The organism is Streptomyces sp. NPDC039736 (assembly GCF_055596485.1).
The window spans coordinates 283209-303209 of the sequence record NZ_JBVIUQ010000010.1 but is presented as its reverse complement, the minus strand read 5'-3'; the positions used below and the strand labels follow the sequence as shown (position 1 = coordinate 303209).

Sequence of the window (20001 nt, the reverse complement as noted above, 5' to 3'; positions counted from 1 at the left end):
TCCGAACCCGGAAGCTAAGCCTTTCAGCGCCGATGGTACTGCAGGGGGGACCCTGTGGGAGAGTAGGACGCCGCCGAACAAGTTTTGATACGGGAGAGCCCCGCACCATTCATGGTGCGGGGCTTTTCTGCGTTCACGGGGTATTGGGGATGTCCGGCTTCCCTCTCCAGGCCCGTCCGCCCGCGCGCCTCCAGCGCCGCCATCGCGTCCAGCGGCACCACGGAGCAGAATTTCTCGCCCCGCTCGACGTCGAAGATGACGTACACCGAAGAATCCGGTGCCTCCAGCTCCTTCACCGTGACGAAATGCTCCAGCTCGGAGTCCAAGAAGAACGAGGCCAGGCAGCTCATCTCCGACCACGCGACCCGGCTGTTCATCGAGAGGGGCTTCGAGGAGACCACCATCGCGGACATCGCGGCGGCGTCCAGGGTCGCCAAGAAGACGGCCACCAACTACTTCGCCCGCAAGGAGGACCTGGTGCTCGACCACCAGCTCGACCACCAGGAGGAGTTCGTCGCCGAGCTCGCCCGCACGGTCGCCGGCCGGGCGGCGGGGGAGTCGGCGCTGGGGGCGCTGCGGCGCGAGTTCCTGGCCGGTGTGGAGCGGCAGGACCCGGTGATCGGGTTTGCCGGGGAGCGGTTCTGTCGCATGATCGCCGAGAGTCCCACCCTCACCGCCCGCCTGCGGGATCTGCACGATCAGCGCGAGGAGGCGCTCGCCCGGCTCCTCGCGGAGGAAGCCGGCGTGGCGAACGACGACTTCGGGGTGTACGCGGTCGCCGCTCAACTGGGGGCCGCGCAGCGGGCCCTGTTCCAGCGCATCATGCGACTGACCCTGTCCGGCCTGCCCAACGCTGACATCGTCGCCACGGTCGCCGACGACGCCCGCCGGGTCTTCGGCCTGCTGGAGGCGTCGTTCGGTGACTACGCGGTGCGGGCGGGCGGCTGATCCCGCCCGGCCCGGTGTGCCGCGTCCGGGTGGGCGTGCTGCTCGGGGATCGTCCGAGAGTCAACGCGTCCAGGTTCTGGTCCAGTTGGGCGACACTGGGGGTCCCCGCAGGCGGGATCACCGGCGGGGGGCCGCCCGGCGGCCAGGCCGGTACGGACCTGGTTCGGGGTCACCTCCGGTCTCCTCGGTGACCTCGCGCAGTGCGGTGAGGCGGGCCGGGGCCCGGGTGGCCTTAGTCGTCCGGATCTCGTGCCGGGTGGTGTGGTTGCTCGTGCCGAGGGTGCCGGCCGGCCCTTCCCGTACCGCCAGGCGCAGGCCCCTCGCCGGGGCACCGCCGTCCGCGAACCCGGCGAGGTGTTTCGGAGGGCGGGGGCATGGGTGCGTTCTGCGGGGGATTAACTGCCGTATTCGTAAAGGCACTTGAAGGTACTTGGTGTCCTTGCGTGGCCGGGCGTGTTCCGATTTCGTTCGGTGAATCGGGTGCCCGGAGCAATCCGGTGGGCGGCCGGGCCGGTGAAATGTGATGTGCGCCCGGTGGATTACGGCGGTTCGCGTCCGTCGGTTAGGGTGCACGTGCATCATCACCAGGAACCGTGGGGGACGGAACCGGCCATGTCTGTCGTGACCGTAATGATCGTCGATGACGACAAACTTCTGCGTTATGGATTGCAGCGCATTCTGGAGACCGCGGCCGACCTCCGCGTCGTCGTGGTGTGCGACGGGCGTGACGCCGTGGCCATGGCGGAGCGGCACACCCCGGACGTGGCCCTGGTCGACATCCAGATGCCCGACGTCGACGGGTTCGGTGTTCTCGCGGAATTGCGCCGTCTCGCGGCACCGCCCGCCGTCGCCATGCTGACCGGGTTCGGGAGCGACGAGCACGTGGTGCGGGCGCTGTCCGAAGGCGCTGCCGGGTTTTTCCTCAAGGACGCCAACCCGCATGAACTCATTCCCGGCGTGCGGTTGCTCGCGGCCGGGGGAAGCGCAATGTCGTCCAGGGTTGTCCGTGCGCTGGCGAACAATCACGAGAATGGGTTTTCCGGGCCTGCGAGTCCGGCGGAATCCGTGCCGCCAGGGGCGGTTGACGAGATTCTCACCTCACGCGAACGGACCGTTCTGGAACTTCTGCCGACCGGAATGTCGAATACGGAGATCGCCCAACGGCTCTCCCTCAGCCGCTCGACCGTCAAGGACCATGTGAGCGCGATCCTCACCAAGCTCGGAGTGGCCAATCGCGTCCAGGCGGCCGTCGCCGCGCACCACCGGGTCTCCCGCCCTGTCGGTGCGGTGCCGGGCCGGGCGGGCGCGGAGCGGGGCTCCCGGGCATGAGGCGCAGGGTTCCGCCGTGGGCCGTCGACGCCTCGATCGTCCTGCTCTCGGCAGGCGAGTACCTCACGGTCCGCTCCCGGGTGGAGCCGCTGGTGGCCGCCACCTACGTCCTGGCCGTCGCGGCGCTGGTGTTCCGCCGGAAGTGGCCGGTCGCTGTCACGCTCGTCACCGTGCCGGCGGCGGCCAGCGGATATCTCTGGCTGGCGCCTCTCGCGGCGCTCGCCACCGCTGCCGCGACGGTGCCCGCCCGGCTGGCGGTCTACGGCTGTGCGGCGCTGATGTTCTTCGCCGCCGCCTCGCCCAAGTCCGTCGCGGAGGCCCGCGAGCGTACCGTCGACGAATGGGCGGCGACGCTGATCGGGCCGGCGCTCTTCAGCATCGGGCCCACGGCGTGGGGGCAACTGGTGCGCACGCGCCGGGAACTGGCCGCCCGGCTGCGCGAACTCCAGCACAGCAAGGAGCAGGAACGTCGGCTCAGCGTGGAGATGGCCGTCGTGGAGGAGCGGGCCCGGCTCGCCCGGGAGATGCACGACGGCGTCTCCCACCACGTCAGCCTGCTCTCCATGGAGGCCCATCTGCTTGCGCTGGAGGCGACGGACGCCGAGGCCCGCTCCCGCGCCGAGCGCATCGGGGAGCTCGGCGGCAGGGCCGTGGACGAACTCCGCGACGTGCTGGGAGTGCTGCGCGGTACCGGCACGCGGGAGAGGCTGCCCCGGCTCTCCGAGCTGCCCGGCCTCATCGAGGCCAGCGGGCTCCCCGTACAGGCGCGCTGCTCCGTGCCGGCCGAGCATCCGGGGCTCACGCCGGACCGCGAGCTGGCCGTGTACCGGACCGTGCAGGAGGCGCTGACCAACGCGGCGAAACACGCGCCCGGCAGCAGGATCACGGTCTCGGTGGCTGTGGCTGTGTCCGCGGCGGAGTCGGTTTCGGTGTCCTCCGGTGCGGCGGAGCTGTGCGTCGACGTCGTCAATTCGCCCCCGTCCAGGGAGGGGGGCCGGGGCGGCGGCAAGGAGCGGCAGGGGCACGGACTGGTCGGCCTGCGCGAGCGGGCGGTCCGACTGGGCGGAAGCATGACGGCGGGACAGGAACCGGACGGCGGCTTCGCCGTCCGCGTACGGCTTCCGCTCCCCGCCGGACACTCCGCTGACCACCCTCCCACCCTCCCGGCTCGCCGACCGCCCCGCCGCCCGACCGGGGTGCGCCCCGTCCGGTACCCGCCACCTGACCGGGAGGCCGCCCCACCCGGCCCCCGCTGACCGGCGGGGGCGGGCGTCGGCCAATCCTCCCTGGGCATGACAGGGACACCGCGACGGGCTGACAGGATTTTCCCCGTGAAGAGGGGCACTCGCCCGCACTGCCGGACCGGCGCCGTGCGCCGCACCCGGTGGGGGAACTCTTCGACAATTCCTCGGGGGACGAGGACACCCGGAAGACGGCCAAGTTTCCACGCCTCGCCGCGCTCCCGGGCGTCCTCTCCGCATGATGCTCAACGGAGTTCACGTGAACCGTCAGAAGATCCGCCTTGCCGCTGCCACCGCCCTGACCGCCGTCGCCTTCGGCGTCGCGGCCCCCGCGGCCCACGCTGCCGAGACCGCCCGTATCCCGGTCTCCGCGGTGAGCGTGCAGCAGGCCGACACGGCCCGGCTCGCCACCCTGATTGCCCAGAACCCGGCGGCGGCCGCGAACGGCGAGGCCGGCCTCAACGCCGCCGCCGTCGCCCAGCTCCAGGACGCGCAGGTCGTCCAGTACGGCAGCCCCAAGGCCGAGGCCGTCAAGGCCCTGCTGAAGAAGTCGGGCTCCCTGTTCAAGGCGGCCGTGAAGGCCGCGAAGAAGGGCGCCGACGCCTACCGCAAGTGGGTCGACAGCCTCTCCAACTTCAACCCGCTCAAGTGGACCCTGAAGGCGCTGCCGGGCGCCGTGCAGTACGAGATCATCGACTGGCTCGCCAAGCAGGTCGGCTGACCGCGCCCCTGACCCGCAACCGGTCCGGCCGCCCGCGCGGTGGCCGGACCGGACCCGGCCCGACGGGAAACCACGAGGTTGAGCATGGAAGAGACGAACGACCGGAAGCGGACCGACACCGTCTGGGGCCTGGTCACGCTGCCCCTGCTGGCGGGCTGGATCACCTTCCACCTGCTGCCCGGCAACACCGCGCCCGGCTGGCTCCTGTACGCCGCGGGCGTCGCCGCCACGGCTCTCGCGCACGGCTGGTTCGCCCTGCGCAAGGTGCCCCCGGGGGTGGGCGGCGTGGTCGTTCCGCTGCTCCATGTCCTGCTCGGCGCCGTGTTCTGGCTCACCCGAACCTGATGACCCGATGAGGACTCACCGCTTCATGAACATCTCGCACCTTCGCGTCGCCGCCGCCACCGTCGCGGCGGCGGTCGCCCTCGGGGTGGCCGCACCCGCCGCCACCGCCGCACAGGCACGTCCGGCGGCCGTCCCGGCGACGGCCGTGGCCCCCGCGCCGCTCACCGCCGACCAGGCGCGGTCCGTGCTGGACTCGCCGGAACTCCGTCCGCACCTGGGCGTTCGGGCACGGACCGACCTGCGGGCCGTCGCCGGGGGCGACGCCGCACCCCAGATCCAGCGCAGCGCCGCGTCGGCCGCCGCCAAGGCCGCGCTGGCAGCGCTGAAGAAGGCGGGCGGCAAGATCTGGTCCGGCGCCAAGTCGGCCGCCGCCAAGGGGTACACCGCCTTCAAGAAGTGGATGGACGACCTGCCCTGGTACCACCCGGTGCGGCTGGCCCTCGCGGCGCTGGGCACCGAGGGCATCAAGCAGCTGATCAACCTGATCAACAACAGTTGATCAACCTGATCGACAACAGCTGACCAGCCTGATCGACGACAGCTGATCGGCAACGCGCCACTCCGCTCGCACCCGCGGCGGACGACCGGGAGGCCGTCCGCCGCGCTGGTCGGATGTCCGCCACGGCCGGTCCGTCGGCATTGACCACGGCCGCGGCACATCGCGCATGCTGTCACCCATGACGACACCCGCAGAGCTTCTTCGTTCCTTCGCCCGCACCCGGGCCTCGCTCGACGGTGCGGAAGTGACGTACTGGTGGTCCGGCGACGTGTACTCCTGGGCCCCCGACGAGCCCTACCGGCGTCTCTTCGGCTTCGAGGGCCTCAACGTCGCCCGCCTGGTCGAGGACCCCGGGAGCGGGCCGGACGCCTACCAGCTCCTCACCCGCGAGGCCGCCTTCTACCTGGACCCGGCGACCCGGGAGATCCTGGAGACCTGGCAGGACCTGCCGGTGGTGCACATCTGGAACGACCCCGCGAACCAGAAGTGGCGGCCCTTCCCGATTCCGACGACCGACCTCGGCGACCAGGTCTGCTTCAGCCTGGAGATCCCGCTCGCCCACCCCTCACCGCTGCCGGTGGCCGACTACCCGCACGCCTCCGCCGGAGACACGTACAAGGCGCTGGAGCTGTTCCAGTTCTTCGCCGACCGCGCCGACCTGGCGGGGGACGCGCCCGGCGTTCCGGCGACCATGTCGTGGAGCCGGATGTCGCCGTGGCTGCCCTGGATGGGCCGGGGCCAACGGCCCGGCGGGCTCACCTACCACTGCCGGGGCCGCAAGCTCGGCTCGTACGCCGAGGTCCCGGAGCGCACCCGCGCGTACATCGCGGACCGCCACCCGGAGTTCGCCCACGCGCCGGAGCGGTGGAGCGAGCCGAACGAGACGAGCTGGACGTACTGGCGCAAGCTCCACCCGGCCCGGCGGTGACCTTCCTCAGCACTCGATGACGTTCACCGCGAGGCCGCCGCGGGCGGTCTCCTTGTACTTGACCTTCATGTCGGCGCCGGTCTCCTTCATGGTCTTGATGACCTTGTCGAGGGAGACCTTGTGGCTGCCGTCGCCGCGCATCGCCATCTTCGCGGCGGTGACCGCCTTGACGGCCGCCATGCCGTTGCGCTCGATGCAGGGGATCTGGACGAGGCCGCCGACCGGGTCGCAGGTCAGGCCCAGGTTGTGCTCCATGCCGATCTCGGCGGCGTTCTCGACCTGCTCGGGGGTGCCGCCCAGGACCTCGGCCAGCGCGCCCGCCGCCATCGAGCAGGCGGAGCCGACCTCGCCCTGGCAGCCGACCTCGGCGCCGGAGATGGAGGCGTTCTCCTTGAAGAGCATGCCGATCGCGCCGGCGGCGAGGAGGAAGCGGACGACGCCGTCCTCGTCGGCCCCGGGGACGAAGTTCATGTAGAAGTGCAGGACCGCCGGGATGATGCCCGCCGCGCCGTTGGTGGGCGCGGTGACGACCCGGCCGCCCGCGGCGTTCTCCTCGTTCACGGCCATGGCGTAGAGGGTGACCCACTCCATGGCGTGCGCCTTCGGGTCGCCGTCGGCGCGCAGCTGGCGGGCCGAGTTCGCGGCGCGGCGGCGGACCTTGAGGCCGCCGGGGAGGATGCCCTCGCGGGACATGCCGCGCGAGACGCAGGCCTGCATGACGCGCCAGATCTCCAGGAGGCCCTCACGGATCTCCTCCTCGGTGCGCCAGGCCTTCTCGTTCTCCAGCATCATCGCGGAGATGGAGAGGCCGGTCTCGCGGGCCATGCGCAGGAGCTCGTCGCCCGTGCGGAAGGGGTGCTTGAGGACCGTGTCGTCCGGGACGATCGGGTTCTCGCCCGCCACCGCGTCCTCGTCCACGACGAAACCGCCGCCGACGGAGTAGTAGGTCTTCTCCAGCAGGGGGGTGCCCTGCGCGTCGTACGCGAAGAGGGTCATGCCGTTCGCGTGGTACGGGAGGGAGCGGCGGCGGTGCAGGATCAGCTCGTTCGGCTCGTCGAAGTCTATTTCGTGGGCCGAGCCGATCTCCGTGCCGAGCAGCCGCAGCTTGCCGGTGGTGCGGATGCGCTCGACCTCGGCGTCGGTCGTCTCGACGTCGACGGTGCGCGGCGAGTGGCCCTCCAGGCCGAGCAGGACGGCCTTGGGGGTGCCGTGGCCGTGGCCGGTGGCGCCGAGGGAGCCGAACAGCTCGGCGCGGACGGAGGTGGTCTGGGCGAGCAGGCCGTCCTTCTTGAGTCGTCCCACGAACATGCGGGCGGCCCGCATGGGGCCGACCGTGTGGGAGCTGGACGGGCCGATGCCGATCGAGAACAGGTCGAAGACCGAGATGGCCACAGCGAAACTCCTCAGAAGGTGGCGGACGCCGTTGTCCGTCGGGCAGAACATGTGCGGGGCAGGGGACGGGGCACCGTGCTCACTGTCCAGTGTGCGCGGTGCCCCGTGTTCACGTATTGCTGGGAGTCGCCTACCACGCGACGCCCAGATGAAGCCTACGTAATCGGACTGAATTACTTCAGGCCGGGGTAAAGCGGGTGCTTGTCGGCGAGGGCCGAGACGCGGGCCGAGAGCGCCTCGACGTCGTACGACGGCTTGAGGGCCGCCGCGATGATGTCGGCGACCTCGGTGAAGTCCTCCGTCTGGAAACCGCGGGTGGCGAGGGCGGGGGTGCCGATGCGCAGGCCCGAGGTGACCATCGGGGGGCGGGGGTCGTTCGGGACGGCGTTGCGGTTGACCGTGATGCCGACCTCGTGGAGGCGGTCCTCGGCCTGCTGGCCGTCCAGCTCCGAGTCGCGCAGGTCGACCAGGACCAGGTGGACGTCCGTGCCGCCGGACAGGACGGAGACGCCGTGCTCGGTGACGTCGGACTGGACCAGGCGCTCGGCGAGGATGCGGGCGCCGTCCAGGGTGCGCTGCTGGCGCTCCTTGAACTCCGGCGAGGCCGCGACCTTGAAGGAGACCGCCTTGGCCGCGATCACGTGCTCCAGCGGGCCGCCCTGCTGACCGGGGAAGACCGCCGAGTTGATCTTCTTGGCGAGTTCCTGCGTGGAGAGGATCACACCGCCGCGGGGGCCGCCCAGGGTCTTGTGCGTGGTCGTGGTGACCACGTGGGCGTGCGGGACCGGGTTGGGGTGCAGCCCGGCCGCGACCAGGCCCGCGAAGTGCGCCATGTCGACCATGAGGTACGCGCCGACCTCGTCCGCGATCTCACGGAACTTGGCGAAGTCCAACTGGCGGGGGTAGGCGGACCAGCCCGCGACGATCAGCTTCGGCTGGGACTCCTTGGCGAGGCGGGCGACCTCGTCCATGTCGACCTGGCCGGACTCGTCGACGTGGTAGGGGACCACGTTGTAGAGCTTGCCGGAGAAGTTGATCTTCATGCCGTGGGTCAGGTGACCGCCGTGGGCCAGGTTCAGGCCCATGATCGTGTCGCCCGGCTTCAGGAGGGCGAACATCGCGGCGGCGTTGGCCTGGGCGCCCGAGTGCGGCTGGACGTTCGCGTGCTCGGCGCCGAAGAGCGCCTTGATGCGGTCGATCGCGATCTGCTCGACCACGTCGACGTGCTCGCAGCCGCCGTAGTAGCGGCGGCCCGGGTAGCCCTCGGCGTACTTGTTGGTCAGGACCGAGCCCTGGGCCTCCATGACGGCGACCGGAGCGAAGTTCTCCGAGGCGATCATTTCGAGGGTGGACTGCTGGCGGTGGAGCTCGGCGTCGACGGCGGCGGCGACGTCCGGGTCCAGCTCGTGGAGGGAGGAGTTGAGAAGCGACATCAGGCGAGTCCCTAGGGGTTTCAGTTGCCGGAGAGCGCGGTGTACTCGTCGGCGGAGAGCAGGTCGCCCGGCTCGTCCGTGACGCGCACCTTGAACAGCCAGCCGCCCTCGAAGGGGGCGGAGTTCACCAGCGAGGGGTCGTCCACGACGTCCTGGTTGGCCTCGACGACCTCACCGGTCACCGGGGAGTACAGGTCGCTGACGGACTTGGTCGACTCCAGCTCGCCACAGGTCTCGCCCGCGGTGACCGTGTCGCCGACGGAGGGGAGGTCGGCGTAGACGACGTCACCGAGCGCGTTGGCCGCGAACTCCGTGATGCCGACCGTCGCGACGCCGTCCTCGGCCGTCGCGAGCCACTCGTGCTCCTTGCTGTAACGCAGCTGCTGGGGGTTGCTCATGGCTGAATTCTCCTGGATGCGGGGGAGTGCTGAGGAACGGGGTCTTGCGGAATGAGACGGGCGTACGCCGCGAAGGGGACGTATCGGCCGCGGAGGGGCGGGCGGCGTACGTCACGTCCGGGGCGCCCCGCCCGGCGGGAGGCGCCCCGGAACGCTACTTCTGGCGCTTGTAGAAGGGGAGCGCGACGACCTCGTACGGCTCGTGCGTACCCCGGATGTCGACACCGACGCCCGCCGTGCCCGGCGCCGCGAAGGCCGCGTCGACGTACGCCATGGCGATCGGCCTGCCCAGGGTGGGGGACGGGGCGCCGGAGGTGACCTCGCCGATGACCTCGCCGTCCGCGACGACCTGGTAGCCGGAGCGCGGGACGCGGCGGCCCTCGGCGATCAGGCCGACCAGCTTGCGCGGCGGAGCGGTCTCGGCGCGCTCGGCGGCCGCCTCCAGGGACGTACGGCCGACGAAGTCGCCCTCCTTCTCGAACTTGACGACCCGGCCGAGGCCCGCGTCGAAGGGGGTGAGCCGCGTGGTCAGCTCGTTGCCGTACAGCGGCATGCCCGCCTCCAGGCGCAGCGTGTCGCGGCAGGACAGGCCGCACGGGACGAGGCCGACGCCCGCGCCCGCCTCGGTCAGCGCCCGCCACAGGGCCTCCGCGTGCCGCGGCTCGACGAACAGCTCGAAGCCGTCCTCGCCGGTGTAGCCGGTGCGGGCGATCAGCGCCGGGACCCCGGCGACGGTGCCGGGCAGGCCCGCGTAGTACTTCAGGCCGTCCAGGTCGGCGTCCGTGACGGACTTCAGGATGCCGGGGGACTCCGGGCCCTGGACCGCGATCAGGGCGTACGCCTCGCGGTCGTCGCGGACCTCCGCGTCGAAGCCCTCGGCGCGGGCGGTCAGGGCGTCCAGGACGACCTGGGCGTTTCCGGCGTTGGCGACGACCATGTACTCGGTCTCGCCCAGGCGGTAGACGATCAGGTCGTCGACGATGCCGCCGTCCTCCTGGCAGATCATCGTGTACCGGGCGCGGCCGAGGCCCACGGTGCCGATGTTGCCGACGAGGGCGAAGTCCAGGAGGTCCACGGCCTGCGGGCCGGTGACCGTGATCTCCCCCATGTGGGAGAGGTCGAAGAGGCCGGCCCGGGTGCGCACGGCGTTGTGCTCGTCGCGCTCGGAGGCGTACCGCAGCGGCATGTCCCAGCCCGCGAAGTCGGTCATCGTCGCGCCGAGCGAGCGATGCAGGGCATCGAGGGCGGTGTGGCGGGGGGCGGTGCTCATGACGGAAGGACTCCCAGGGCATGACGACGGGGACGGTCCTCCCCATCTGTCATCGGAACCTGAGAGGTTCGCCGTCGCGACACGCGCGTGCGGCTTGCACCTTGGGTGGGGCCGCCCGGTGGGGGGACCCGCTTTTCAGATCTGCCTCGCCCGCGCGGTACGGGGCCTGAGAGATTCAAGGGAGGAGCTTGCTCCTTCGGCGTCCCGCGGCACTGGTGCCGAGGACTCTCCCGCGCGGATTCATACGGCCTTTGTGAAGTTGGGGGTGCACAGGGGACGCCTGGCGCGCACATCATTGCACGGCCCTCCCGGTCAGCAAATCGCTTGTCCCGCATTACCTTTTCTTTACACTTCTTGGGCAAGGGTGAGGGCATACCCGAGGGGGAGCGGTGAGGACGTTGCAGCAGCCCAGTGCATGCGTTACGACGACAGGTCCGCGGATCGCGGCGGCCGTGGGGGCGGTGGGGCCCGTGCCCACCGTGGTCGTACGCGATCTGCGGGAACGCGAGGGGCGCAGTCCGCGGCGGCTGATGTTCGCCCGGGGGGACGTGGTCGTGGTGTCCGGGCTGCCCGGCAGCGGCAAGTCCACGCTGATGGGGCGGGCCGCCACGGGGGTGCGGACCATCGACTCCCAGGACGTGCGCGAGCGCTGGGACGCGAAGGCGCCGCGTCTGCTGCCCTACGCCCTCTACCGGCCCCTCGTCCGGGTGGCGCACTACGCCGGGCTGCGCCGTGCGCTGCGCTCCGGGGAGTCCGTCGTCGTGCACGACTGCGGTACGCAGGCGTGGGTGCGCCGGTGGCTGGCGCGCGAGGCCCGCAGGCGCGGGCGCGGGCTGCGGCTGATCCTGCTCGACGTGTCCCCCGAAGTGGCCAGGGACGGCCAGCGGGAGCGCGGACGCGGAGTCTCCGGTTACGCCTTCGCCCGGCACCGCAGGGCCGTCGGCGCCCTGGTCGGGGACGCGGAGCAGGGGCGGCTGCCGGCCGGGTGCGCCTCGGCGGTCCTGCTGGACCGGGACGCGGCGGGGGCGCTCAGGGAGATCGGCTTCGAGGTGGAGTAGGGGCCGGGGCCCCGGGTGCCCGCCGCCGGCGGGGTGCGCCGGCGGCGGGCGGCGGGACTACTCCGGGGAACGGGCGGCCGAGGTCTTGGACCACACCTTGGCCGCCAGGTCGATGGAAGCGTGCTGCACGGTTCCCAGGGCCTGGCGCGCCGCGCTCCAGTCGCCGGTCGCGACGGCCTTGGCGAACGCCTTGAGGCCGTCCTCCAGCGCGGTCGGGGCGGCGGCGGCCGACGGGCCCGGGTCGACGGCCGTGGACGGCGTGCGCGTGTCCTCCGGGGCCGGCGCGGTGGCGGAGCCCGCATCCGGGTCGGCCGGCCGGAGCAGGGACAGCCGGGCGCCGGCCGACGTCGGCTCCGGGTCGTGGGCCAGCACGGCGGACGCCGTGTCGGCCAGGGTGTCCGCCAGCTCGGCCTCGAACCGGGTGCGGGCCGCCGTCCGGTCCGCGGCGGAGGCGAAGGCCAGGTCGATGACGGCCTCGGTGAGGGCGTCCAGGTCCGGTTCGGCCTGCCGGACGGGCGCGGAGGCCGCCGGGAGCCGGCCGTCGGTGGCGGTGGTGGCGGCGGCCGCACCGGCGGTGCCGAGGATCAGCGCCCCGCAGAGCGAGGTGGAGAGGGCGAGGGCGGCAGTCCTGTTCGGTGCCATGACGGCGGGATTCCTTCCGGAGGGGAGAGCATGGGCGGGGCGACCTGTCCGGGGGCAGCCGGTGGAGCGGGGCGGCCGGTCGTCCCTGTCCGCCACCCTTGAACGGATCGGCACGCTCCGCAACACGAGAGGCACGGAACGTGGCCATTCGGGTGCACGCCGCGGACCCGGAGCGGCCCGGCGATAGGCTCGGGCCCAGCGCGGGGGCGGTCGGCAGGCGAGAAGGGGACGGTCCGTGGACATACCGGAGACGACGGGGCAGTACGGGGTGCCGGAGCAGCCGGGCCCGTACGGCGGCACTCCTTACGGCGCCCCGGGTGGGGCGGGTCTCCCCGGCGGTGACCCTTCCCCTGGCTTCCCCGGGGGCGGCGGCCTCCCCGGGAACGACCTGCCCGGCGGTGCTCTCCCCAGTGGTGGCCTGCCCGGCGGTGCTTTCCCCGGTGGTGACCTGCCCGGGAGCGGCGGCCTCCCCGGTGGCGGCTGGCCCGCCAACGAGCTGGAGGAAGTGCTCGCCGCCTCTCTCGGCGACCCCGGCGCCGGCCCCCGGCTCGTCGAGGTGTTCGCCCGCTCACAGGTCTGGATCCCGCTGCCCAACGGCGGCGGCCCCGACCAGGGCCCGCCCGACCTGCCGACCGTCGAGCTGGACGGGCAGGCGTACGTGCCGGTCTTCAGCTCCGAGCAGCAGTTCCTCGCCTGCGCCGGCGGCCACATGGACTGCGCGGTCGCCCCGGCCGTCGACTTCGCCCGCGGGCTGCCGCCCCAACTGGGCATCGTGGTGAACCCGGAAGGCGCGGTCGGCATGCCGCTGCCGCCCCCCGCCGTCGCCGAACTGTGCCGCACCGGCCGCTCCCCGCTGCACGGGCCCGCGACCGGCGGCCGGGTGCGGCTCTTCGAGCCCGACTGGCAGGACGAGCCCGTCGACTTCCTCGCCGCGGCGGCGGGGGAGTTCCAGCAGAGCGGCGTCGTCGTCACCGCCCGACGCGCCCTGGCGAGCGTGGAGGGCGACCCGCCGGTCCTGTTCGTCGGCGTACAGCTGTCGTCGTGGGAGGGGACGGACCGCAACGCGCCGATGGACGCGCTGGGGCGGGCGCTGGGCCGGGAGTCCGTGCCGTGGCCGGTGCACCTGCTGCTGCTCGACATGGCGCAGGACCCGGTGGTGGACTGGATGCTGGAGCGGGTCCGGCCGTTCTACACGCGCGAGCACTGAGATCCCGTACGACCGCGCGGCGGCCGGCGTCGTCGAAGGCGGGCCAAGTCTTCCCGCCCGGCACCGGCCCGGTGTCAGCGGTGCCGCTTAAGCTGTTCGATGACCACGCCACACGGGGGCGGTGTCGACACGGTGGATCGAAGAGGGGCGGGACCCAGGGTGAGCGCGTCAGGCTCCGCGGCGGCCGGACAGGTCGAGCACATGCTGCGCCAGGTGACCCCGGGGCGGTACGACGCGTACGAGGCGCTGCTGCACGCCCTCGCGGACGGCCAGGTGTGGATGCTGCTGTGGCACGGCACCGCCGGCTCCCCCGACGCCCAGTACGGGAACATGGAGGTCGAGGGCTGCGGCTACGCGCCCTGCGTGACCTCCGCCCAGGAGCTCGCCGCGAGCGGCTGGAACCGGGCGTACGAGGTGGCGCAGGGCCGTGACCTGGCCCGTGCCCTGTACCCCGACCGCTGGGGCATCTGGCTCAACCCGCACGCCCCCGGCGGCGGCGTCGGCATCCCCTGGCTCGACCTGCGGCGCATCGCCACCGGTCTGGACCGGATGCCGGCGGGGCCGCTGCGGATGAGCGAACCGGCCCTGGACATCCCGCAGTTCTACGCCCAGCTCTCCCAGAACGCGCACCGCACCCCGGCCGTCCGCGCGCTCAGCCGCGCCTGGGTGCAGCCGATGCTCGGAGCCCCGTACCTCGCCATCGGTCTGGACCTGTACGACACCAGCCGCCAGTCGGTGGAGGCGGTGCGGGCGATGATGCAGCAGTCCATCGGCGTCGTCCCGGACGGCCTGCCGGTGTCCACGGTCGCGATGACCGACGAGCACGACCCGGTCGGCATGTGGCTGCGGGCCAACGCCCGCCCGTTCTACGACCGCGACGCGCACGCCCCCGCCCCGACGGGCGCGCCGGGATACGGCTACCCGCCGTCGCGCGCCTACTGAGCCGCTCCGTCCTCTTTTCCACCCGAAGGTCCCCCCGGAAAGTCCTGCCAAAAGCCCCCTGAGGGGTCAATTGGCATGCCCGTGGGCAGAGTTGGGCACGTCTGCATGCTGAGACGGGGCTTGCGCACGCGACGGAAATGGGTCTGCCCCAATATGGCGGCTATGGGCGGCAGTTGGGGGTGAGTGCCGGGCGTTGCGCCCAATTGCCCACTGTTCGCCCGTCGTTCACCCGCGTTCGGATAGCGGAAAGCCGCAGTAAGCATCACGGTTGCGCATCCATTGGCCGGGGGGTCTGGCGGGGTTTGGCGTCCGCATTGAAGACTCCCCGAATCAAGGGGCGTTCCGCCCTGTGTTCGACAAGCTCCAAGCCGCCACAGCGGCGGGCAAGGGCCGACCACCGTCGGCCGAGAGGGGTCCCCACCACGATGACGGCACCATTGCACGACACCTCGCCGGACGCGGACAAGGCCGCTCCCGCCGACGTCGCGGCCGATGTTGCGAAGAAGTCGGTCGAGGGGCGGTCGCTGCGCCAGATCGCCTGGACCAGACTCAAGCGCGACAAGCTCGCGCTGACCGGCGGCGTGGTCGTCGTCCTCCTGGTGCTCGTGGCGCTCTTCGCCCCGCTGATCGTGAACCTGCTCGGCCACCCGCCGGACGAGTTCCACCAGGACAGGATCGACCCGCTGTTCGGCGTCGCCGAGGGCCTCGACGAGAGCATGTTCGCCGGTGTCAGCTCCGACTTCCTGCTCGGTGTCGAGCCCGGCAACGGCCGTGACGTGTTCAGCCGCATCGTCTACGGTGCCAGGATCTCCCTCCTGGTGGCCTTCCTCGCCGCGGTGGTCGCCGTCGTCCTCGGCACGATCCTGGGCATCGTCGCCGGTTACTTCGGCGGCTGGATCGACTCGGTCATCAGCCGGGTCATGGACATGCTGCTGGCCTTCCCGCAGCTCCTCTTCATCATCTCGCTGGTCTCGGTGCTGCCGGGCGACCTCCTCGGCATGACCGGCAGCTCGGTCCGCATCTTCATCCTGGTCATGGTCATCGGCTTCTTCGGCTGGCCCTACATCGGCCGCATCGTGCGCGGGCAAACGTTGTCGCTGCGCGAGAAGGAGTACGTCGAGGCCGCGCGCAGCCTGGGAGCGGGACGCGCGTACATCCTGTTCAAGGAGCTGCTGCCGAACCTGGTGGCGCCGATCACCGTCTACACGACGCTGATGATTCCCACCAACATCCTCACCGAGGCGGCGCTCTCCTTCCTGAACGCCGGCGTGAAGCCGCCGACCTCCTCCTGGGGCCAGATGCTCTCCAAGGCCATCAACACCTACGAGAGCGACCCGCTGTTCATGATCGTGCCCGGTCTGGCGATCTTCATCACGGTGCTCGCCTTCAACCTCTTCGGCGACGGAGTGCGCGACGCGCTCGACCCGAAGGGCACCCGTTGACCACCGGGCGCGCGGCCCGCGAGGACCGCGTCCCGTCTTTCCCGCCCCTGCCACAACGGCCAGGCGGCTCCTCGAAGGTTCCCGGGCCCTGTGCCGGTAACCGCACTCACCCGGAGGTTGCAGAACCCATGAATCCCCAGCGTTCGTCGGCGAGGATCAGGCAGGTCGCCGGAGCGGCGCTCGTCGTGGCCGCCCTCATGACCACCGCTGCGTGCGGTGGCGGCGGTGGCAAGAAGGACGAGGAGAAGGGCGGCGGCAAGGGCGCGGGCTTCAACGCCGCCACCGGAACGAAGATCGCGAACCCGTCCACCAAGGCGGGCGGCACGCTCAAGATGATCAGCAAGCAGGACCTGGACTCTGCCGACCCGCAGCGTCAGTACTACGGCATGGCCTGGGACTTCTCCCGCTTCTACGCGCGCCAGCTGGTCACCTACGCGGCCAAGCCGGGCGACGCCAGTGCCGAGCTGGTGCCGGACCTCGCGAAGAGCAACGGCAAGATCTCGAACGACGGCAAGACCTACACGTACGAGCTCAAGGACGGGCTCAAGTGGGAGGACGGCTCGCCGATCACCTCCAAGGACATCAAGTACGGCATCTCGCGCATCTGGGCCACGGAGGCCATCACCGGCGGCCCGAGCTACCTGAAGCAGGCCATCGACCCGAAGGCCGAGTACAAGGGTCCGTACAAGGACACGACGAGCGACGGCCCCAAGGGCATCGAGACGCCGAACGACAAGACCATCGTCTTCAACCTGGCGACGCCCAACGTCGACTTCGAGCAGATGCTGGCGATGCCGGCGGGCTCCCCGGTGAAGAAGGAAAAGGACACCGGCGCCAAGTACCAGCTCAAGCCGTTCTCCTCGGGCCCGTACAAGTTCGAGTCGTACGCGCCGAAGAAGAGCATCGTGCTGGTGCGCAACACCAACTGGAGCAAGGACACCGACACCGTCCGGGCCGCTCTGCCGGACAAGGTCACCGTCACGGTCAACCCCAACATGGAGGCTCTCGACAAGCTCCTGATCAAGGGTGACTACGACGTCGACATGAACGGCACCGGCCTCACCCAGTCCGGCCGCATCGAGGCGCTGAAGAAGCACAAGGCGAACGTCGACAACATCCAGACGTCGTTCACCCGCTACGTCGACATGACGCCGGTCCCGCCGCTGGACAAGGTCGAGTGCCGCAAGGCCGTCGTCTACGCGACCGACTTCAAGTCGCTCCAGGAGGTCCGCGGCGGCGAGGAGGCGGGCGGCCCCATCGCCACCAACATGCTGCCCACCACCATCAAGGGCTCGGACGACTACGACCCGTACGGCGTCAAGGCCCGCGGCGGCAAGCCGGACGTGGCCAAGGCCAAGGAGATGCTGAAGGCGTGCGGCCAGCCGAACGGCTTCACCACCAAGATCAGCGCCCGCAGCAACAACACCGGTGAGAAGGAGACCGCCGAGGCCCTCCAGCAGGCCCTCAAGGCGGTCAACATCAACGCCGAGGTCGAGACGATCGACGGCGCCGAGTCGCAGTCCATCACCGGTTCGCCGACCGTCGTCAAGCAGCGCAAGATCGGTCTCATCATGACCGGCTGGGGCCCCGACTTCCCGACCGGCCAGGGCTTCTCGCAGCCGCTGATCGACGGCCGCTTCATCGCGCCGACCGGCAACTACAACGGCTCGGAGACGAACGACCCGGAGATCAACAAGCTCTTCGACGACGCGCTGAAGGCTACCGACCCGGAGAAGGCCGCCGAGTTCTACAAGAAGGTCAACCACAAGACCGCGGACCTCGCCGTCCAGATGCCGTTCCTGTACGAGAAGAACTTCTCGTGGCGCAGCTCGCGGCTGACGAACGTCTACTCGTCCACCGCGTACAACGGCCGCTACGACTACGCGTCGCTCGGTGTCATGAAGTAGTCCTCACCCGAGGACCAGTCGATCCCCACCATCGCCAACCCGCCAAGCCCGAAGGGCAGGTGATGGCCGCAGGAGGCGGCCGGAGGAACCCGTGACCCGGGGTCCTCCGGCCGCCACCGGGCCGCGCACAGTGCTTGCTTACGTCATCCGGCGCCTGTTCGCCGTCGTCATGATGCTGTTGGTCGTCACGCTGACGACCTTCGTCATCTTCTTCGTCCTGCCCAAATGGGCCGGCCAGGATCCCGCGCTGCTGTTCGTCGGCAAGCAGACCGACGCGGCGGCCATCGAGGGCATCCGGGAGAAGCTGGGTCTCGCCGACCCCGTCCTCGTCCAGTTCTGGCACTTCGTCCAGGCATTGTTCGTCGGCCGGGAGTACTCCAGCGGGACTGACGTCACCCAGTGCGCGGCCCCCTGCTTCGGCTACTCCTTCCGTACCGAGCAGGAAGTCTGGCCGCAGCTCACCGAGGCCCTGCCGGTCACGCTGTCCCTCGCGGCCGGTGCGTGCCTGCTGTGGGTCGTCGGCGGTGTCTCCGCGGGCGTGATCTCGGCGCTGCGCCGGGGCTCGCTGTGGGACCGGGCGGCGATGACCATCGCCCTCGCCGGCGTCTCGCTCCCCATCTACTTCACCGGGCTGCTCTCGCTGGCCGTCTTCAGCTTCCAACTCGGCTGGATCGAGGGCGAGTTCGTCCCGTTCACAGACGACCCCGCCCAGTGGTTCCAGAGCCTGCTGCTGCCCTGGATCACCCTCGCCTTCCTGTACGCCGCCATGTACGCCCGGCTCACCCGGGCGAGCATGCTGGAGATCCTCGGCGAGGACTACATCCGTACCGCCCGGGCCAAGGGCCTGACCGAACGCGTCGTCATCAGCAAGCACGCGATGCGCTCCACCTGGACCCCGGTCCTCACCCTGCTCGGCCTGGACCTCGGCGCGCTCCTCGGCGGCGCGATCCTGACCGAGTCCACGTACAACCTCCCGGGTCTGGGCCGGCTCGCGGTCGACGCGATCGCCCAGAAGGACCTGCCCGTGATCCTCGGCGTCACGCTGATCGCGGCGATGTTCATCTGCGTCGCCAACCTCCTCGTGGACATGCTGTACGCCGTCATCGACCCGCGAGTGAGGCTCGGATGACCGACTTCGACAAGCCCGGCACGGACGAGGCCACCGCCGTGTCCGCCGCGGCGACCGTGCCCGAGACCACCGTGGGCGTCCCCCAGGCGGTGGGCTCCGCGCCCTCGACCTCCTTCCTGGAGGTCCGGGACCTGCGGGTGCACTTCCCGACCGACGACGGCCTGGTCAAGTCCGTCGACGGCCTCAGCTTCAAGCTGGAGAAGGGCCAGACCCTCGGCATCGTCGGCGAGTCCGGCTCCGGGAAGTCGGTCACCTCGCTCGGCATCATGGGCCTGCACACCACCGGTCAGTACGGCCGCAGCAAGGCCCGCGTCACCGGCGAGATCTGGTTCGACGGACAGGAACTGCTCGGCGCCGACCCGGACGAGGTGCGCAAGCTCCGCGGCCGCGAGATGGCGATGATCTTCCAGGACCCGCTGTCGGCCATGCACCCGTACTACACGGTCGGCAAGCAGATCGTGGAGGCCTACCGGGTCCACCACAACGTGGACAAGAAGACCGCGCGCAAGCGGGCGGTCGAGATGCTCGACCTGGTCGGCATCCCGCAGCCGGACAAGCGCGTGGACTCCTACCCGCACGAGTTCTCCGGCGGGATGCGCCAGCGCGCGATGATCGCGATGTCGCTGGTCAACAACCCCAACCTGCTGATCGCCGACGAGCCGACGACCGCCCTGGACGTCACCGTCCAGGCGCAGATCCTCGACCTGATCCGCGACCTCCAGAAGGAGTTCGGGTCCGCGGTCATCATGATCACGCACGACCTGGGCGTCGTCGCGGAGATGGCCGACCAGCTCCTGGTCATGTACGGCGGCCGCTGCGTCGAGCGGGGCAGCGCGGAAGAGGTCTTCTACCAGCCGCAGCACCCGTACACCTGGGGCCTGCTGGGCTCGATGCCGCGCATTGACCGCGAGCAGACGGAGCGGCTCATCCCGGTCAAGGGCTCCCCGCCGTCGCTGATCAACATCCCCGACGGCTGCGCCTTCAATCCGCGCTGCCCGTACGCCGACGTGCCCAAGGACAACGTCACCAGGACCGTGCGGCCCGAGCTGCAACAGGTCAGCAGCGGTCACTTCTCGGCCTGCCACCTCTCGGCCGAGCAGCGGACCCGGATCTGGACCGAAGAGATTGCGCCGAAGCTGTGAGCGATGAAGCCGTGAGCGAGAACGAGAC

The 20001-nt window shown here is 70.8% G+C and carries 19 protein-coding genes, 1 rRNA gene, 1 pseudogene and 2 riboswitches; of the genes and pseudogenes, 15 read left to right on the top strand and 6 right to left on the bottom strand.

The features are described from left to right. Positions 1-79: ribosomal RNA gene (gene rrf, locus ACZ56L_RS28955) — 5S ribosomal RNA — on the top strand; the annotation flags it as partial. Between the two features lie 145 nt (positions 80-224). On the opposite strand, the pseudogene ACZ56L_RS28950 reads toward rrf, so the two are convergent. Next, a pseudogene (locus ACZ56L_RS28950) lies at positions 225-350 on the bottom strand (hypothetical protein); the annotation flags it as partial. Here ACZ56L_RS28950 and ACZ56L_RS28945 point away from each other — a divergent pair. The 7 genes from ACZ56L_RS28945 to ACZ56L_RS28915 all read left to right on the top strand — a co-directional run bounded on the left by ACZ56L_RS28945 (position 298) and on the right by ACZ56L_RS28915 (position 6011). Further along, on the top strand, positions 298-948 hold the full coding sequence (locus ACZ56L_RS28945; protein WP_471067288.1) for a TetR/AcrR family transcriptional regulator: 651 nt from the start codon (positions 298-300) through the stop codon (positions 946-948). The pseudogene ACZ56L_RS28950 and the gene ACZ56L_RS28945 sit on opposite strands and share 53 nt — an antisense overlap. Positions 949-1560: 612 nt before the next feature. Further along, entirely contained in the window at positions 1561-2277 is a 717-nt protein-coding gene (locus ACZ56L_RS28940; protein ID WP_471067277.1) for a response regulator, read from the top strand. Beyond that, positions 2274-3533, top strand: coding sequence for a sensor histidine kinase (locus tag ACZ56L_RS28935; RefSeq protein WP_471067275.1), 1260 nt, complete (start codon positions 2274-2276; stop codon positions 3531-3533). Before ACZ56L_RS28940 ends, ACZ56L_RS28935 begins: the two co-directional genes overlap by 4 nt. Before the next feature lie 244 nt (positions 3534-3777). Further along, positions 3778-4239, top strand: coding sequence for a hypothetical protein (locus ACZ56L_RS28930; RefSeq protein WP_471067273.1), 462 nt, complete (start codon positions 3778-3780; stop codon positions 4237-4239). An 84-nt stretch (positions 4240-4323) separates the two neighbouring features. Continuing rightward, positions 4324-4584, top strand: a complete 261-nt coding sequence (locus ACZ56L_RS28925; protein ID WP_401762057.1) for a hypothetical protein — start codon at positions 4324-4326, stop codon at positions 4582-4584. Between the two features lie 25 nt (positions 4585-4609). Continuing rightward, the gene (locus ACZ56L_RS28920) at positions 4610-5083 is read left to right on the top strand and encodes a hypothetical protein (RefSeq protein WP_345228296.1); all 474 of its coding nucleotides are present in this window, start codon (positions 4610-4612) and stop codon (positions 5081-5083) included. Between the two features lie 178 nt (positions 5084-5261). Then, positions 5262-6011, top strand: a complete 750-nt coding sequence (locus ACZ56L_RS28915) for a DUF1838 family protein (protein WP_345228295.1) — start codon at positions 5262-5264, stop codon at positions 6009-6011. A gap of 6 nt (positions 6012-6017) precedes the next feature. Here the strand turns inward: ACZ56L_RS28915 and ACZ56L_RS28910 are convergent, their stop codons facing one another. From ACZ56L_RS28910 to gcvT, 4 genes are all read right to left on the bottom strand, one after another. Further along, a complete protein-coding gene (locus ACZ56L_RS28910) occupies positions 6018-7403 on the bottom strand; it encodes an L-serine ammonia-lyase (protein ID WP_471067270.1) in 1386 nt (461 codons plus the stop codon). A gap of 173 nt (positions 7404-7576) precedes the next feature. Next, positions 7577-8836 carry a serine hydroxymethyltransferase gene (gene glyA, locus ACZ56L_RS28905; RefSeq protein WP_345228293.1) on the bottom strand — a complete coding sequence of 420 codons (1260 nt, stop codon included), beginning with the start codon at positions 8834-8836 and terminating at the stop codon, positions 7577-7579. Between the two features lie 20 nt (positions 8837-8856). Then, positions 8857-9234 carry a glycine cleavage system protein GcvH gene (gene gcvH, locus ACZ56L_RS28900; RefSeq protein ID WP_401762062.1) on the bottom strand — a complete coding sequence of 126 codons (378 nt, stop codon included), beginning with the start codon at positions 9232-9234 and terminating at the stop codon, positions 8857-8859. A 154-nt stretch (positions 9235-9388) separates the two neighbouring features. Beyond that, a complete protein-coding gene (gcvT, locus tag ACZ56L_RS28895) occupies positions 9389-10504 on the bottom strand; it encodes a glycine cleavage system aminomethyltransferase GcvT (RefSeq protein ID WP_345228291.1) in 1116 nt (371 codons plus the stop codon). 36 nt (positions 10505-10540) lie between these two features. Continuing rightward, positions 10541-10649: riboswitch (glycine riboswitch) on the bottom strand. Then, a riboswitch (glycine riboswitch) is annotated at positions 10650-10747 on the bottom strand. 155 nt (positions 10748-10902) lie between these two features. Between gcvT and ACZ56L_RS28890 the strand changes: the two genes are divergently transcribed. Next, positions 10903-11562 (top strand): AAA family ATPase, encoded by a 660-nt coding sequence (locus tag ACZ56L_RS28890; RefSeq protein WP_471067267.1) that lies wholly within the window; start codon positions 10903-10905, stop codon positions 11560-11562. 57 nt (positions 11563-11619) lie between these two features. Here ACZ56L_RS28890 and ACZ56L_RS28885 read toward each other — a convergent pair whose 3' ends face one another. Further along, on the bottom strand, positions 11620-12204 hold the full coding sequence (locus ACZ56L_RS28885; RefSeq protein WP_471067265.1) for a hypothetical protein: 585 nt from the start codon (positions 12202-12204) through the stop codon (positions 11620-11622). A 448-nt stretch (positions 12205-12652) separates the two neighbouring features. Between ACZ56L_RS28885 and ACZ56L_RS28880 the strand changes: the two genes are divergently transcribed. The 6 genes from ACZ56L_RS28880 to ACZ56L_RS28855 all read left to right on the top strand — a co-directional run bounded on the left by ACZ56L_RS28880 (position 12653) and on the right by ACZ56L_RS28855 (position 19973). After that, positions 12653-13411, top strand: a complete 759-nt coding sequence (locus tag ACZ56L_RS28880) for an enhanced serine sensitivity protein SseB (protein WP_471067286.1) — start codon at positions 12653-12655, stop codon at positions 13409-13411. 159 nt (positions 13412-13570) lie between these two features. Further along, complete coding sequence (locus tag ACZ56L_RS28875; protein ID WP_345228289.1) at positions 13571-14353, top strand: enhanced serine sensitivity protein SseB C-terminal domain-containing protein; 783 nt, start codon at positions 13571-13573, stop codon at positions 14351-14353. Positions 14354-14778: 425 nt separating this feature from the next. Continuing rightward, positions 14779-15795: an ABC transporter permease gene (locus ACZ56L_RS28870; protein ID WP_345228288.1), complete on the top strand. Its 1017-nt coding sequence runs from the start codon at positions 14779-14781 to the stop codon at positions 15793-15795. Between the two features lie 128 nt (positions 15796-15923). Continuing rightward, positions 15924-17702, top strand: a complete 1779-nt coding sequence (locus ACZ56L_RS28865) for an ABC transporter substrate-binding protein (protein WP_345228287.1) — start codon at positions 15924-15926, stop codon at positions 17700-17702. 169 nt (positions 17703-17871) lie between these two features. Then, positions 17872-18831, top strand: coding sequence for an ABC transporter permease (locus ACZ56L_RS28860; protein WP_380837123.1), 960 nt, complete (start codon positions 17872-17874; stop codon positions 18829-18831). Continuing rightward, the gene (locus ACZ56L_RS28855) at positions 18828-19973 is read left to right on the top strand and encodes an ABC transporter ATP-binding protein (RefSeq protein ID WP_345228286.1); all 1146 of its coding nucleotides are present in this window, start codon (positions 18828-18830) and stop codon (positions 19971-19973) included. Before ACZ56L_RS28860 ends, ACZ56L_RS28855 begins: the two co-directional genes overlap by 4 nt. Positions 19974-20001 lie beyond the last annotated feature (28 nt).

What these genes read in the sequence shown, in the direction of transcription:
- ACZ56L_RS28940 (WP_471067277.1), top strand. Translation starts at nt 1,561, where the DNA reads ATGTCTGTCGTGACCGTAATGATCGTCGATGACGACAAACTTCTGCGT.
- ACZ56L_RS28935 (WP_471067275.1), top strand. Translation starts at nt 2,274, where the DNA reads ATGAGGCGCAGGGTTCCGCCGTGGGCCGTCGACGCCTCGATCGTCCTG.
- ACZ56L_RS28925 (WP_401762057.1), top strand. Translation starts at nt 4,324, where the DNA reads ATGGAAGAGACGAACGACCGGAAGCGGACCGACACCGTCTGGGGCCTG.
- ACZ56L_RS28920 (WP_345228296.1), top strand. Translation starts at nt 4,610, where the DNA reads ATGAACATCTCGCACCTTCGCGTCGCCGCCGCCACCGTCGCGGCGGCG.
- ACZ56L_RS28915 (WP_345228295.1), top strand. Translation starts at nt 5,262, where the DNA reads ATGACGACACCCGCAGAGCTTCTTCGTTCCTTCGCCCGCACCCGGGCC.
- glyA (WP_345228293.1), bottom strand. Translation starts at nt 8,836, where the DNA reads ATGTCGCTTCTCAACTCCTCCCTCCACGAGCTGGACCCGGACGTCGCC.
- gcvH (WP_401762062.1), bottom strand. Translation starts at nt 9,234, where the DNA reads ATGAGCAACCCCCAGCAGCTGCGTTACAGCAAGGAGCACGAGTGGCTC.
- gcvT (WP_345228291.1), bottom strand. Translation starts at nt 10,504, where the DNA reads ATGAGCACCGCCCCCCGCCACACCGCCCTCGATGCCCTGCATCGCTCG.
- ACZ56L_RS28885 (WP_471067265.1), bottom strand. Translation starts at nt 12,204, where the DNA reads ATGGCACCGAACAGGACTGCCGCCCTCGCCCTCTCCACCTCGCTCTGC.
- ACZ56L_RS28870 (WP_345228288.1), top strand. Translation starts at nt 14,779, where the DNA reads ATGACGGCACCATTGCACGACACCTCGCCGGACGCGGACAAGGCCGCT.
- ACZ56L_RS28865 (WP_345228287.1), top strand. Translation starts at nt 15,924, where the DNA reads ATGAATCCCCAGCGTTCGTCGGCGAGGATCAGGCAGGTCGCCGGAGCG.
- ACZ56L_RS28860 (WP_380837123.1), top strand. Translation starts at nt 17,872, where the DNA reads ATGATGCTGTTGGTCGTCACGCTGACGACCTTCGTCATCTTCTTCGTC.
- ACZ56L_RS28855 (WP_345228286.1), top strand. Translation starts at nt 18,828, where the DNA reads ATGACCGACTTCGACAAGCCCGGCACGGACGAGGCCACCGCCGTGTCC.